Origin of the sequence: Chloroflexus sp. MS-G (genome assembly GCF_000735195.1) — a bacterium.
Classification (GTDB): Bacteria; Chloroflexota; Chloroflexia; order Chloroflexales; family Chloroflexaceae; genus Chloroflexus.
In genome coordinates this window covers 1-15,694 of the sequence record NZ_JPIM01000104.1, presented here as the reverse complement: position 1 = coordinate 15,694, position 15,694 = coordinate 1, and the positions used below count along the sequence as shown (strand labels likewise).

Genomic DNA, 15,694 nt, shown 5'->3' with positions numbered 1-15,694 from the left:
CAAATAGGCGTACAACAACATCCCTGAACCGATTGAGATTATCATTTTGACCAGAAATGGCAGATTCGTTGGCGAAATAAAACTTTCGATCATACCGGCGGCGACTAGAATGAGGGCACAGCCGATCACCAGCACGACGGCCCTTTTACCCGCTACAACCAGTGCCCCACGCCGACTGAGTGTGCCGGGGCGGAGGATCGCCCAGCCTAATTGCAACCCGGCACCACCAGCAATAAAGATCGCACTGAACTCAAGCGTAATATGACCAATGATAAAGTTCCAGAGGTTATCGGCAAAATCAAAACGTTGCGCAATACCGGTTACCGTACCAAAAAGTAATCCATTAACTACCAAGATGTACGCTGTGTACAGTCCTAATGTTACGCCACCGGTAAACGCTCTGATTGTGACATTAATGTTATTGGTCATAATTTCGGCAGAAGCCGCTGCTGGGCTTTCATTGATTTGCTGCCACCACTCTTCGCCGGACCGAATCTGCTCGGTGAGCATCGCTACGTCGGGAACGAGGGCCTCGCCGAGCGTCGGATCACGAAACGTTATGATGAAGGCGACAATTGCCGGTAAGAAGAACAACAACGCGGCGATCAGCGTCATCGGCCAGATCGTTCGAAATGTGTGCGGGAGTGTGGTTTGAAAAAAGGTGATAATGCGTTGGGTTTCGTTATAGCGGTAGATAATCCCATGTGCACGGGCAACAATCTGATTAAGGTAATCGGTGACCATATGATCGGGATAATCCCGGCGAGCTATGGCCAGATCGGTACAGGCTTGACGGTACAATTGCCCAAGTTCACGTAATTCTGCGGCTGATAGGCGGCCAATACCACCACTACCGCGATTAATAAGCTCCTCAAGCCGCTTCCATGACGCTGAACGTTGCTGAATGTGTTGGTCAGGTCTCAGCATTGCTTCATCAGGGTTCCTACCGCAGGTGATTGACCGAGCAGGACGGCGGTTAATCGTTCGGGTATCGGCCCGATCAGCCAGACTTCCAGATCAGGGATGGCCTCAACCAGTTGCCACATGAACTCGATCTTACTGCGCATACCACCGGTCACATCGGCTGCCCGTGAACCGCCGGTCTGTGATAATACCTGGGCAATATTTTCCTGCGTAATCAACGGGATCGGTTGAGCAGTTGGATCGCGGTGTGGATCGGCAGTGTATACCGCCTGCTCTCCCACCAGAATAATTCGTCGGGGACGTAGCGGACTCCGTAGAGCGAGGAAGTTCAGCAGGGCTTCGGTAGAAATAATCGCTGTCCCTTGCCTTTCATCAAAGGCAACATCGCCGTGAATAACCGGTACCAACCGACGTTGTAATGCTTCGTAAATTGGTGTAGTCTCCCAATGGGTGATTTGACCGTTGGTGCTACGGAGAGAAGCGGATGGTTGCAGGCTAACAGCCGGTACATCAGCATCCAGGAGCGTATCAACAACAATGCGGTTAAGTCGTAGTGCTGCCGCGGCAGTCAGAGCGAAACCGGTATGATCGGCATCGAGCGGTATGCCACGGTGTACCCCATACCGTGCTGCGTAGTGATGACCGAAAGAACCACTGCCGTGTCCCAGCACTAATGCCAGCGTCGGATTGGCGGCACGTGCCGCCGCAATGGCCTGTGCCAGCCGCTGAATAACGTCCAGATTGGCCGACTCACGACCGGTTTTGTCGGTGATAACTGAACCACCAAATTTAATGAAGGTATACACAGCCGTTTATGACGGAAAGAACATTAAGACAGCCAATACAGTCATACCCCACAACACAATGCTGATCGCTAACGGACGATCTTGCAAGACCAGGTCTTCGGGTGCGCCGCCGCCATCACGCTGGTAGACCAAATACAGATAGCGGAAAATTGCATACACCACAAACGGAACAGTGATCATGAGCATCGGAAATGGTTTTTGCGGGGCAACCGGTGCTGAAAACGCTGTCATACTGTACGCCATAATAATACTGGCAGTAACGATTGATTGCATCTGATCGAGTAACGGTATCGAATACTCGGTCAGGATACGGCGATGGTTTCCGGCTCCATTTTCGAGCAATTTCAACTCGTGACGGCGCTTCCCAATCCCGAGGAAAAGCGCCAGTAATCCCATACAAACGATCAGCCATGGTGTGATAACAATATCAATCACCGCTGCCCCGGCAATCGCTCGTAAAATGAAACCGGCAGCAATGATCAGAATATCAAAAATGACGACATTTTTCAGCCAGTAACTGTACAAAAATCCTTGTACAACGACATATACGGCCAAAACAATTGCAAAATCACTATCACCATCGAGCCATAGCGCCAGCGGAAAGACGCTCACGATCAATATTGCGGCAGTGATTGCAGCCAGAGTCGGGCTGAGAATACCGGCAGCCAGTGGCCGATGACGTTTTTTCGGGTGGGCCCGATCTTTCTCCATGTCAACCAGATCGTTAATCAAGTAGATGGCACTAGCAGCCATACAGAAGGCAATGAATGCGCCAATCACCCGCAATAATTGCAGTGGTTCGTTATACCAGAGCCGCCCTTCAGAAAAGGCAATCGCCGCAAACACGAACACATTCTTGATCCACTGCCGTGGACGCATGGTGCGCAGCAGAGCGCGTAATGATTGCGCACTAAATGGGGCAAGACGCTCGATGGGTTGAGAACGTGAAAGATTATCCATTGTTCGTTTGTTGTGTCCTCATCCATTGCAAACCTGCCTTGATTGTACCCGACAACGGTACCAATCGTCAATGCGAGGGTGTTGGAAGTGGAGCTTTTCAGCGTTCTCAGTTTCAAGACGCTTTTGATAACCGGACAATACACAGTGGAGGTACACCGACAAAACGCCCGCATCCGCTGTCAATAAACCTGGGTGTGAACATCGAAGGCATCGGCTAGCGCATGTGCACACCATCGGGAACGGGTTTGGAACCGGTCTCTCTTGTGCGCTGAGGGCATGATCAACGAGAACACGTAAAACCACTGTTGAACAGGAAGTAGCCTCTCTCCTCACCGCTGTCGAGGCGGATAAAACGTTGAAAAGGTTTACTCTTCCAGGGTAGCCAGGATACGATGTACCCGCACAGCCAACCAAAGCGCAAAATGCTCTTCGGCATTATCGAGGTCCATACCACTGATCTCTTTAATCCGTTCGAGACGGTAGAGCAGGGTATTGCGGTGCACGTGCAGGGCTTCTGAAGTAGCACGCAAATTCCCAAGGTTGTTGAAGTAGGCTTCAAGGGTTTTGATCAAATCGGAATGTTGCCGTTTGTCGTATTCAGCCAGGTTTGCGAGTGTTTCCCGATAAAACGACCACAACTCCGGCGTTTCACGCAGACGAATCAGGAGGCGATATACTCCAAGATCACCAAACGCCAATACCCGGTCATCGCCAAAAATCTGCCGACCGAGACTCAACGATTGTTCAGCCTCTTCAACCGAACGCCGCCACTCGTTTAGTTGCGCGGCTGGCATACCAATGGCGATGACTACGTTCGGGTGATCAATCCGTAATCGTTCACGCAATTGTTCGGCCAGTTCGCGTATGCGCGTTACGCTTGTGGTTGGTAGCATACAGAGCACATTGCTCTCGCGACGGGAGATCGGTGCGTTAATGCCCAGTCGTTTCAACTCGTTCTGAACATTCGTCGCTGCGCGCGCCAGTGTTGCCGGGCCGGCGTCGTCGATATGAACCAGCATCGCGGTGTGGGGCACATTGAGGGTATACCCTAATTCTTGTCCACGCTGAATTGCTGCTGCCAGATCACCGGCTGAACCGGCTAGAATACCGGCAATAAAATCACCGCGTAAGCGCTCTTCAGCCGCCTGTACCGCCTGTTCCTTCGCCAGTTCGAGCGCCAGTGCCAGGGCGCCACGTTGGGCTGCGGTGCGATCCCATGCGTCGAGCGTTGTCCCGGCAATAGCAACGTAGCCGGTCGGTAGGGTTGAATTACCAATTGGTTCAACCCAAATCTGCTGGTTGAACAGGGTTACTTCGCCGCGCCCACTTGGGCGTAGGGCTTGTAAGGCCAGCCGTGCCTGCCCACGCCCACGCTGGGCTCGTAATGCGCCGTTCGGTGCATAGCAAGCAACGCTCTGTCCGGTACGTTCGTACAAAATGTCGAGCAAGCCACCGATCCCACCCCCTTGCAATGAACACTGGGTCAAGAGATCGTAGAGGCGAGCGGCGCGCCGCTCGAATTGGGCTTCGTAATCGGTAATTAGCCGAGTGATCTCCCGCTCGACCTCACGTAAGTCAACCCCTTCCGGGAGCTTCAGCAACGGCAGACGCGCATCTTCGGCTGCTTGCTGATCTTCGGCAGTAATAGTGCCCAAAACGGCGACACCGGCAATTGGTACCGGTGCCTGAGCCAGGCGGCGTACCAGCACTGCCAGCGTTAGTCGTGGGTCGAGGGCGATTGCGGCTTCAACCGATAGTAAGGCTAGCTCACCACCACGCAGTTCGGCAAAGGCCGGTAATGTGGCGCGCAGTGTGGCTATCCAGCTAACCTGACGCCCCAATCCGGCAGCGCCAGCTACAATCGTCGTTCCTTCTGGCAGTGCTAGACGAACGACATCACGAACGGTGATGGTTACCATAGTGATGAATCACAATCGTTTATCACCGAAAACCGTTAGTATTATACATTGTTCTTGTCTGTAGTGGGTAAGGTACTTGACAGACTTCGTCGCATCTGATACAATCTCAGACACAACAGTTTAAAATACAACTATTTTTGAAACAACGAAGTGTTTTGCAATTCTATGACGCCATCTGGGCCAGGGCAATACCGTATGATCCAAGAAGTGTATGTCTTGCTGGATGATGGCGACCGTCGCTTGTTGCGTCAATTCCAGCTTAATCCAACCCAATACGCGGCGCTGTTGCTACTGGCCGAGCATCACGGTGTGCGGTTGTCAGATTTGAGTGAGCATTTGTTGATCGATAAGAGTAGCACCACTCGCCTGGTTGATCGTCTCAGTGCGTTTGGATTTGTTGAACGCATGGCCGATCCCAATGATCGACGGGTGCAACGGATTGTGTTGACAAAGCGTGGCTATGAACATCTGGGGTTGGTTCGGGCTGCGTTTAGTGAATCGGTCGTGCGACGTTGGGCTGTCCTTGATCATACCGAGCACGAAACTCTGACTCACTTACTTCTGAAACTCCGTCGCGAATTAACGATACTGCAACACGGTACAGATAGCTCGAAAGGAGGTGACGTACTGTCTAACCGCGATTGACAGCACATATACCCGTATCTGGTATGGTATGAAGCATTGATGCACTAGACAAAGGAGTTTCTTGTGAAGAGGTTAACCTTCTCGTTCATTGCTTTGTTGGCATTGTTTGCCACCCTGCTATCCGCCTGTGGTCAGGCAACCCCCGCTGCGCAACCGACGGCTGCCCCTGCTGCACCTACTGCCGCTCCTGCACAACCGACAACTGATGGAATGGCCATTACCGGCACCGTAACCCTCTGGCATGCGTATGGTACCGGGAGTGCTGAGGAAAAAGCGATCAATATCCTGATCGACCGGGCACGCGCTGCCTACCCGAATGCTACAATCAATGTTCTACAAATTCCGTTTGATCAGATATTCAACAAGTTCAATAATGAAGTTTCGTCGGGTGGTGGACCTGATATGTTCATTGCTCCCAACGACAGCCTAGGCAGTCAGATTCGGGCCGGTGTGTTGGCCGATCTGAGTGAATACCAAAGCCGCCTCACGGATGTTGCCCCAACCGGTGTTGCCGGGATGTCGCTCAACGGCAAGCTGTACGGTATTCCCGAATCGTTTAAGGCCGTTGCTCTCTATTACAACAAGAGCAAAGTTGCTAACCCACCGACGACGACCGATGAGCTGCTAGCCCTGGTGAAGGGAGGTAATACGCTCGTACTCAATCAGAATGCCTACCACAATTTCGGTTGGCTACAGGCATTCGGTGGTCAATTGATGGATGCTAGCGGCAAGTGCATCGCTGATCAGGCAGGTGGTGCCGAGTGGTTTGCTTACCTGAAGGCACTCAAAGAAGTTCCGACCGTCACTTTCTCCACCGATGGAGGTCAGGCTGACTCGCTCTTCAAGGATGGCAAAGCCGATATGATCATCAACGGCCCATGGGTTTTGGGTGACTACCGTGCCGTCCTCGGTGATAACCTCGGCGTCGCGCCTATGCCAGGTGCAGTAAAGCCGGCTGGCCCGCTCACTGGTGTTGATGGGTTCTATGTCAGCATTAACAGCCAGAATGTCGCAGGTGCTGTGGCGTTGGCGATGTTTTTGACCAGTCCCGAATCGATGAAGGTCTACGTTGATGAAGCTGGTCATGTCCCTGTCAGCACGAAGGTTGAGATTAGCGACCCATTAGTACAGGCCTTTGCCCAAGCCTCTGCTACCGGTGTACCACGACCCCAGATTCCTGAACTTGACAACTATTGGGGGCCATTTGGTGATGCGATGACCAAAGTACTGGATGGTGGTGCTGATCCGAAGGCAGCAGTGACCGAAGCCTGTGCATTGATGAATACGGCGAATGGTAAGTAAGTCGAACGCTGTTGTCTAAACGTCGGGGCAGGTGCAAAACCTGCCCCGCTGTCACACCAACGTTGCTGCGCGTCTCTATGATAGTGGCACAATGAACAGCGCGGAACAAGACGAGCAGCAGGAGTGATGGGCAGTATCTGGCGGGAGTGTTCGCATCTGCTAACTAGTGATCGATCTGGTTCCGCATAACGAGGGCGACAAACGATCAGCGTTCAGTGGTATCATTGAGCGATACCGCAACTAACCACTTTATACCGTTCAGTTCAAGCGAAGGGGAGGAAGCCGCATGGCAACCACAAATCCAGAGCTGACCTCACAACCGGTTCGGGTACCGCGTTCAGCTCTGTCCGAGGGGTGGAAACAACTGCGCACCCCACTGATCTACTTGCTGCCAGCGTTGATCATTATGATGCTCATCACCTTTTACCCGCTGGCTTTTCAGGTCTGGATGTCGTTTACCGATTATGGGGTTATTAAAGAGGAGGGTAAGCAAACGCTCAATCCCTTTGGCCCTAATGGTACTACGCCACCAAATTACCGACCGGCTCAATATGTCGGTTTCAGAAACTATCTTGATATTGTCACTAACAACCCTCAGTTTGTCGCTCGTCTGGGGGGGAATTTTGACTTTTGGCGGTTACTGGCCTTTAATCTATGGTGGACGTTCTCGAATGTTGGATTCCACGTCGCTTTAGGCGTCATTATTGCTGTGTTGTTAAATGTTGAGGGGTTGTGGGGACGAAAAATTTATCGGGCCATTTATATTTTACCCATGGTGTTACCGAATATCGTTGTTGCTACTGTCTGGCGCAATATGTTTGACGATCAGTATGGCTCGATCAATCAGTTGATCAACCTCCTCATCACACCGTTCGGTTTCGATCCAGTTCAAATTCGCTGGTTTAACCAGATTCAAGACCCAATTCCCGGCATCGGTTTGCCACTCAGCTATTACGCAATGCTGATCGCGAACATCTGGCTTGGATGGCCATTTATGACGATTGTGGCAACCGGTGCTTTGCAATCGATTCCGAAAGAGATGTATGAAGCGGCCAGTATCGATGGTGCTACCGGATTACAGCAATTCTGGCGCATAACTCTGCCACTCCTTCGTCCGGCAATGGTACCGGCAGCGATGGTCGGTATTGTTACTACCTTTAATTTGTTCCACGTCATCTACTTTATGAGCGGTGGTGGTCCGCTTGGTCGGACTGAGATTATGGTGACGCAAGCGTTCAAACTGATCAATGTCAATCAGCTTTACGGGGTTGCAGCCGCTTTCTCGGTTATCATTGCGCTCGTTCTGATACCGATCTTCTTGATAACGAACAAGATTTCACGCGCTACGGAGAGCTACGATGTCTAGTGTCACTGTTCCCTCGCGCCGTTCGGGCAGCACAACTGCTGGCCGCCGCTTGAAGTGGTGGCAACAGCTTGTATTACAGGCCATCTGTCTCTTTATTGCAGCCACTGTGCTCTTTCCGGTGCTCTGGATCGTTAGTATGTCCCTCGATCCGCGTAATATTTCGCGACCGACAGAGCTGAACCTTATCCCCCCTGGTGCATCATTTCAGGCCTATTTGCAAGTACTTGATCGCCCAACTGCTAATCCGGTGACGTTTACCGAACTAGCGTTTAACAGTCTACGGCTGGCTGGTGGAGTTTCGGCATTCGCTTTGCTGATCGGTGTCAGTGCTGCCTATGCCTTCTCACGTTTTAAGTTTCCCGGTCGGCAGTTTATGATGATTGCGGTCTTGGCAATTACTGTCTTGCCGAGTGTAGCGACCATCGCACCTCTCTTCGCGCTACTGAACAGTGTACGTATCAGTAGTGCCATTATGAGCATTGTGTTGATTATTGCCGGGTTGATGCTGCTCGGCCTGACCATTTTTGCGGTCGCTCCCGCAATTCGCATGGGTTCTGCCGGGCCAGGCAATTATTTCTTCGGTGCGGTTGGGTTAGCGATTAGCTTTGGTCTGATTTTTAGTGGGCTTACCCCACCGCGCAGTGAGGTCTTCGTGCTACGGAACTCGCTGCTCGGCGTTGGTATTGCGATGGTGTCAGGTGCTCTCCCGTTTGCAATCTGGAATTTGAAGGGCTATCTTGATACAATCCCGAAGGAGCTGGAAGAGGCCGCTATTATCGACGGTGCTTCGCCTAATCAAGTCTTTTTCCAGATTGTGTTGCCACTCGCGACACCAGCACTGGCCGTCACAGGTTTTCTTGGTTTTACCGGCGGTTGGACTGAATTCTTTCTGTCGTGGCAGTTCTTGACCGATCCAAAAGATTTCACGCTAGCGATGTCACTCTATAATATGACCGGTCAGTATGCAGGTCAGATTCCATGGTCACGGTTTGCCGCTTTCTCGATCCTGCTCTCATTACCGGTCGCGATTGTCTATCTTTTGTTGCAACGCTACATCATTGGCGGCCTGACGTTAGGTGGTGTGAAGGGATAGGTAATGCAGTTGCCTTGGTGAGCCTTGCGCTACGGACTACGGAGCACGGTCAGGCAGCAGCTCAGATCGGGTTCCGTCTGCTCTCGTCGGTACGCAGGCCAGAGACACATGTTTAGGCAATGAGGAGGCTTTTTCAGATATGCGCTAGTGTGTCTCATTCTGTCTCTGCTGAGGGGTCAAGAACGGGTAAAATGCTTATAGAATATTTGTTCTAGTAATGCAACGTTCTTACCTCGCCGGTCTTGCCTGCGTTCAACGGTAGGCAGAGAACGGATGCGATACACCGTCCGCGCAGTGCATTCCAGAGAGGGCAGACGGATGCGTGGAATGCGCACGCCCATGCCAGAACATGTGTTGTTGTACAAATGTTCAGTTTGCTCGTGAGCCTCTGCACGGTGGGAGAGCAACTCTGCAACGGGGCTATCGTGCCCTGACACCATCCGGTGTCTCATCGTCCATATGCTATCTGCGCTTGATCGGTAACAGGAGTGAACGTAACGCCCTCTAATAGGGGAATGTTTGCGACAGATCACTCCTGCAATAGCAACGTATCGTGTTATTCCCGCAAGTTGAAATTCAAAGGATTGTTCACCGTGGAACAGATACACGTCTCGGCTGACTTTATTTTCGGAACAATGGCGACCGATAGTCGTCGATTAGGGTATGTGCGGGCAGAGATAGCGGGTATTTCTCACCGCTATCGGATGATACCGGCGGTACCACAAGCTGGCGATCCTGTCCGGCTCCTGGTTACATTAGGGCCATCGATTACCGCCGATCAGGTATGCGTTTACTATACCACCGATGGTAGTGAGCCAAATGGGAAACGTGGTGAGCCAGCGTCGGGAAGTGCGGTAGCAGTTGGTCAGCGCCTTGCCAGTCATTGGGATACCTTGCTCTGGGGGTATGCGGAAGAGTGGGCGATTGATTTGCCACCACAACCGAACGGCACCGTTGTTCGCTACCGGATCGAAGCCTGGTTACGCGAAGGAACCGAGTCGTTTTGGTATAGTGAAGTGATCGGCGCTACCGAAGGCGATGGCAGTGTGGTTGGTCAACCTGGGCCAGGAGATCATTATCTTCACGAGATGGGTGCAGAGTTTCATCTGACCTTCTTCCGTCGTCCTCGGACGTGCGCGTATCGCGTGGGTGATGAGGGATCACCTGACTGGCTCGGTGAGGCATTGATTTACCATATCTTCATCGACCGATTTCATCCTGGCCCTGGTCGTCAGTTTGCCAATCCACCGACACCGATGGGTATCTACGGCGGTACACTGGCCGGGATCACCTCTCATCTTGACTACATCGCCAGTTTAGGTACCACGGCGATCTGGCTATCGCCACTGTTCCCTTCACCTTCACACCATGGCTATGACGCTACTGATTACTACGATGTCGAACCCCGTCTGGGAACAATGGCCGACCTGAAGCACCTAATCGCAGCAGCCCATGATCGTGGGATGCGAGTCATTCTGGATTACACCGCCAATCACTTTTCAAACCAGCATCCTATCTTCCGTCGGGCTATTAGCGACCCGCACAGCCCAGAACGGGAATGGTTTACCTTTACCCGCTATCCAGATCGATACGTCTCTTTTTTTGGGGTTGCTGAACTGCCACAGCTTGATCTGGATTATCCTCCAGCACGTCAGTTTATGATCGATGCCGCACGCTACTGGTTAGAACAGGGGATTGACGGGTATCGGCTCGATTACACAATAGGCCCTTCACACGATTTCTGGACGATGTTTCGGGCAGCACTACGAAGTGTCAAGTCAGATTGTGTGCTGTTGGGCGAGGCAGTTGATACGGCTGAGGTGCTGCGCTCGTATGTTGGTCGACTCGACGGTTGTCTAGATTTCCTCTTACTTCAGGCCATCCGACGCTTCTTTGCCTTCGATGAGATGAGCGCCAGTCAATTTGTGGTATTTCTCAACCGGCATTTACACTACTTCCCACCTGGCTTCTATCTACCCAGTTTTCTCGATAATCATGATATGAACCGCTTTCTGTGGATTGTGCGCGGTGATACTCGCCGTTTACGACTGGCCGCTCTATGTCAGTACACGTTGCCTCATCCACCAATCCTCTACTACGGCACGGAAGTTGGGCTAAGTCAGCGGCTCGATGTACGTCATGCCGATGGTAGCGGCCATCCTGAAGAGTCACGATTGCCGATGTTGTGGGGCGAAGATCAAGATCGCGAACTGCTCGAGTTTTACTGGCAACTTGGAGCATTGCGGCGGGCGACAACAGCAATCTGGCGTGGTGAACGTCGATTCATTCATATTGATGACCGGCACGGTCAACTGGCATACACTTGTACGGCCAATGGTGAAACCTGGCTGGTAGCACTTCAGCAGGCACCACACGCCGGTATGATTCCATTACCGTCAGGGCGCTGGGAGGTTGTGTTGGCTACCCAATCGGCCGACATCGTTGGCGGACGGATAGCATTACCGGCGTATGGTGGAGCTGTGTTGCGGCGAATCTAGAGAAACGGGAGCAGCAGAGGCGGGTTTCTAACTTCTCCCCAGTACGTGTGTGCAGTGGTGCTCAGCTTCCCGTTCTGTCAGCAGTCTCCCCAAGCCACTCTTCGCTCGTCGATCATGTCGTTAGCGTATGTTGGGTCGGGTTGAGAACTCGCCCACCGCATCCAGCACTCTGCTGAGGCGGGCCGGAGGCCTGCGCACCTAGGCGATGATGGCGGGGTGGCATCTCAAGCCGCTCGCCGTCTTTTGGATGCCTGTCCGAGGCGGGCCGGAGGCCCGCGTACCTGAAAGGAGACCCGAAGCTAAAAACCTCTAACGAAAGGGGTGACGGTTGCGCATTAATGAACGATCAGGTATACTGTATTTTCGGTGTACGATAACGGCGCATGTCGCTGCACAGGGGCGCACCAAATCTACAGCGAAGGAGGTGATAGAGGAGGATCACGGTAACACCAGAGAAATCGGGCGTTGCCCCGCGCCAGGTCACGATTCTCTATCACAACTAGGTACCGTTGATCCGGCAGCGCTATGCGAGTTGAACGTCGAGAAGGCGAAACCGTAGAACAGCTCATTCGCCGCTTTAATAAAGGTGTTGTCGCTGAGCGAATCACCAAAACCTATCGCGAGAAAATGCACTTTATCTCGAAGAGTGAGCAGCGCAAAGAGAAGCGTCGTCGCGCCGAGCGGAATCGTCGAAAGAAACTGGCCAAAGCTGCTGCGCTTGGTCTGAATTGAAAAACCTTCGATGGCACATACGTTGCAGCGTAAAGCACGTATTGTGCCATCGACCATCTTGAGTAGCGGAAGATAAGATTATGTTTGATAAACTGGCTGCCGTTGCCGCACGCTACGATGAATTAACCGAATTGATGGCGAAGCCAGAGGTAGCAACAAATGCGTCCCTCTTGCAGCAGTATGCCCGTGAACAGCGCGAACTGGAAGACATTGTTGCTACGTATCGTGAATATCAGGCTACCCAACGTGCAATTGACGAAGCGGAAGCGATGCTCGACGATAGCGATCCGGAATTGCGGGCACTGGCCCAGGAAGAGCTTGAGATGCAGCGAAAGCGGTTACTCAAGCTCGAAGAGCAGTTGAAGCTGCTCCTGCTGCCACGTGATCCCAACGACGAAAAGGATGTCATTATGGAGATCCGGCAGGGCGAAGGTGGTGACGAAGCAGCGCTCTTTGCCGCCGATCTCTTTCGTATGTACACCCGGTTCGCCGAGTCGCGTGGTTGGAAAGTTGAAGTGGATAGCCTGACCGAAAACGGCATCGGTGGCATCAAAGAGGTGATTTTCCAGATTCACGGTCGAGGGGCTTACAGCCAGTTGAAGTACGAGGGTGGTGTTCATCGCGTGCAGCGTGTACCGGCCACCGAAGCGCGTGGTCGTATCCACACATCGACGGCCACTGTAGCTGTGCTCCCTGAAGTCGAAGATACTGAGATTGAGATCAAGCCGGAAGACTTGCGCATTGATGTCTTTCGGAGCGCTGGTCACGGTGGGCAAGGGGTGAATACAACCGACTCGGCAGTACGGATCGTCTATAAGCCCGGTACACCGGAAGAAATTGTTGTCACCTGTCAGGATGGCCGGTCGCAAATACAAAACCGTGAGCGAGCGATGGCTGTGCTGCGTGCACGTCTGTACGCTCGTGAACAGGAGAAGCGTCAACGCGAAATCGGCGCATCTCGGCTTGCTCAGGTGGGAACTGGTGAACGGGCCGAGAAGATTCGGACCTATAACTTTCCGCAAGATCGTATTACCGACCACCGGATTGGACAGAACTTCTCGAACTTGCCGGCAGTTCTTGACGGTGAACTTGATAAAATTATTGAGGCGTTGATCATCTACGATAACGCCGAACGGTTGCGGGCCAGTGGCATCAGCAACTGAGTGTGTATCCGATCCACGTCTTGCACCTGGGAGTGTGAGCTTCTGGCCCGCACTCCTGAGGTGAGCGGATATAGCTGCTCTCAGCAATTATTTGACTGCGTGCAGCAGCGCGTGTCTCCTCACTGTACGGCAGGCATTCTGATCATACGAATGAGACATCGCTTAGAGCCTGACCAAACACCCAGCTTTCTCGTGGAGCACGTACCGTACCCGTGTAATCATTACCTGTCTGAAAAAATGTTGAGTTATGTACAACACTGAGACTTGACTTCAGCAAGCCAATCATTCCTTCAATCCCTGCTCAGCAAGGGCATATTCAGCTACACGCTCAGGGAATGGAAGAAGCGCCTGATGCAGTGCCGCTGCACCTCTGGCACGCAGACCTCTCCCCGCGCACTGGCGGGTCGGGAGGTTGGGGGAGGGGGCAGAAGTGCGAACTGAATCTGTTGCATCTCGATACCCCGTCCCAATACCTGGAATCGCTCTACCCCCCTTTTGTAACCCATTGTCTGGGGATCGTCCTGATCCTGCATACGTGCCTTATCGCTGTTGTTGCCAATCTCCAAGGTCGGTAGGATATGATGTTCGTCTGATCTGTTCGTTCATACCATCACGTATCCATCAAAACCCTCGACTAGATACATTTCAGACACTCTCTAAGATTTATGAATAAAAGGATAATTTTTGATCATTGGGCGTATGTAAGAAAAATTTTTCACAATCCTATGTTCAATGAAAGATAAAATTATCTTTGGTCTCTATGGTGAGAAGATCACCTTCTTGCAGTGAAGTCTGTCATGCAATGCACGAGATTCACGAGGAGGGGCGAGGCACCTCTTTGCCCCTACCGGTGTCCACGACGATGGTCACTGTGCCCCTACATCCATCGATGGGTTGCATCCGTTATACCGTGAGACGGTTATGCGGATAGGCACTTACACCAATTCTTGCTGTGGCAACCCGTGTCCGATCTTACTAGGCGTATGCGTCAGTGTACGGAATATGATGTGTAGATAGGATTGGTGTGATCCGGTTCTGCCTGGTAGAATTGGTGTCAGGCGCACGTGGCAGATCAACAAGAAACAATAATGGCTCTGCGCCAGCCATGCAAGTGTTGTCGTAGTCGGTGTGTTTGGAGGTGGCCGCTGTGCGTTCGTTCTTGTCTATCCCATGCGGGAATCTCCCAATTATCGGGTACAATGTACGCCACTAGTAACGATACCTGATCGTACTGTTGGCATCAAGCAGGAGAGCGTCATGTTGCCACCGGCCCTTGCAACCTTCATTGAGCGCATGCCCAAAGTTGAACTGCATCTCCATCTTGAAGGCGCCGTTTCACCGCGCACCTTTTTGCAGTTGAGTCAGCGCAATGGTGTTGCACTGCCGGTACAGCATGAAGCAGAATTAGCTGCGCTCTTCCAATACGACGACTTTCAGCATTTCCTCGACACGTTTATGGTCTTAGCCGAAACAATCGTTTCTGGTGAAGATTTTGCGCTGCTCGCTTACGAGTTGGGGAAAGAACTGGCAGCGCAGCAGGTACTCTATGCCGAAGTGATGATTTCGCCAATGCAGCACGTGCGGCGGGGGATCGATCTCCGTGAGGTAGTGGCTGGTGCGGCGGCGGGTTTTGCGCAAGCCAGAGAGCAGGGTGGGCCGTTAGTGGGGATCGTCTTTGATTATGGCCGCCAATACGGTGCCGAAGCGGCCTGGCCAATCCTCGAAGTAGCTATTGACTGTCGGGCGCTGGGAGTGGTGGGATGGTCGATTGGTGGCAACGAGATTGGTCACCCGCCGGAAGAATTTGCTGCGTTATTTGCAACGGCGCGTCAGGCTGGGTTGGGTGTGATGGCCCATGCCGGTGAAGTTGTGGGGCCGGCCAGTGTGTGGGGGGCGATTGATGTCTTGGGGGTTAGCCGAATCGGTCACGGTATTCGCAGTATCGAAGACCCAACTCTGGTAGCGACCCTTATCGAGCGTGACATTGTGCTCGATGTTTGTCCGAGCAGTAATGTACGTACAAAAGCTGTCACTTCCTGGCAAACGCATCCGTTGCGACAACTGTACGATGCTGGCGTATTGGTAACGATCAATTCCGACGATCCAACCTTTTTTGAGACGACGATCAGCGAGGAGTTTCGTCGGGCTGCTATTCATCTGGGTTTTACCGTCGATGATCTTTGCACCATGACGCGCAACGCTGCTCAGGCCACGTTCTTATCGTCAGCAGAACGTGCGACGCTGGTGACAACGATCGAGACTCTTCAGCGCAATCTGCGGTCAGAG

The 15,694-nt window shown here is 52.5% G+C and carries 12 protein-coding genes; 8 read left to right on the top strand and 4 right to left on the bottom strand.

Annotated elements, in window-relative coordinates:
* The 4 genes from JE47_RS0115950 to JE47_RS0115935 form a co-directional block, all read right to left on the bottom strand.
* Nucleotides 1-927: stage II sporulation protein M (locus JE47_RS0115950; protein WP_035419678.1), on the bottom strand; the 927-nt coding region annotated here is incomplete at its 3' end.
* A complete protein-coding gene (locus tag JE47_RS0115945) occupies nt 921-1,730 on the bottom strand; it encodes an isopentenyl phosphate kinase (protein WP_031460708.1) in 810 nt (269 codons plus the stop codon). The genes JE47_RS0115950 and JE47_RS0115945, both read right to left, overlap by 7 nt.
* A 6-nt stretch (nt 1,731-1,736) precedes the next feature.
* Entirely contained in the window at nt 1,737-2,690 is a 954-nt protein-coding gene (locus tag JE47_RS0115940; RefSeq protein WP_031460707.1) for a decaprenyl-phosphate phosphoribosyltransferase, read from the bottom strand.
* A 365-nt stretch (nt 2,691-3,055) separates the two neighbouring features.
* Entirely contained in the window at nt 3,056-4,609 is a 1,554-nt protein-coding gene (locus JE47_RS0115935) for a PucR family transcriptional regulator (RefSeq protein ID WP_031460706.1), read from the bottom strand.
* A 195-nt stretch (nt 4,610-4,804) separates the two neighbouring features.
* Here JE47_RS0115935 and JE47_RS0115930 point away from each other — a divergent pair, with 195 nt between their 5' ends.
* From JE47_RS0115930 to add, 8 genes are all read left to right on the top strand, one after another.
* Complete coding sequence (locus tag JE47_RS0115930; RefSeq protein ID WP_236631257.1) at nt 4,805-5,254, top strand: MarR family winged helix-turn-helix transcriptional regulator; 450 nt, start codon at nt 4,805-4,807, stop codon at nt 5,252-5,254.
* A gap of 63 nt (nt 5,255-5,317) precedes the next feature.
* Entirely contained in the window at nt 5,318-6,556 is a 1,239-nt protein-coding gene (locus JE47_RS0115925) for an extracellular solute-binding protein (RefSeq protein ID WP_031460704.1), read from the top strand.
* A 286-nt stretch (nt 6,557-6,842) separates the two neighbouring features.
* A complete protein-coding gene (locus tag JE47_RS0115920) occupies nt 6,843-7,922 on the top strand; it encodes a carbohydrate ABC transporter permease (protein WP_031460703.1) in 1,080 nt (359 codons plus the stop codon).
* Nucleotides 7,915-9,015, top strand: coding sequence for a sugar ABC transporter permease (locus JE47_RS0115915; protein ID WP_031460702.1), 1,101 nt, complete (start codon nt 7,915-7,917; stop codon nt 9,013-9,015). Before JE47_RS0115920 ends, JE47_RS0115915 begins: the two co-directional genes overlap by 8 nt.
* A 593-nt stretch (nt 9,016-9,608) precedes the next feature.
* Nucleotides 9,609-11,513, top strand: coding sequence for an alpha-amylase family glycosyl hydrolase (locus JE47_RS0115910; protein ID WP_031460701.1), 1,905 nt, complete (start codon nt 9,609-9,611; stop codon nt 11,511-11,513).
* A gap of 525 nt (nt 11,514-12,038) precedes the next feature.
* Nucleotides 12,039-12,245: a 30S ribosomal protein S21 gene (gene rpsU, locus JE47_RS0115905; protein WP_028459029.1), complete on the top strand. Its 207-nt coding sequence runs from the start codon at nt 12,039-12,041 to the stop codon at nt 12,243-12,245.
* A gap of 80 nt (nt 12,246-12,325) precedes the next feature.
* Complete coding sequence (gene prfA, locus JE47_RS0115900; RefSeq protein ID WP_031460700.1) at nt 12,326-13,408, top strand: peptide chain release factor 1; 1,083 nt, start codon at nt 12,326-12,328, stop codon at nt 13,406-13,408.
* A 1,257-nt stretch (nt 13,409-14,665) separates the two neighbouring features.
* The coding region (add, locus tag JE47_RS0115885; RefSeq protein WP_031460698.1) for an adenosine deaminase at nt 14,666-15,694 on the top strand (1,029 nt) is incomplete at its 3' end.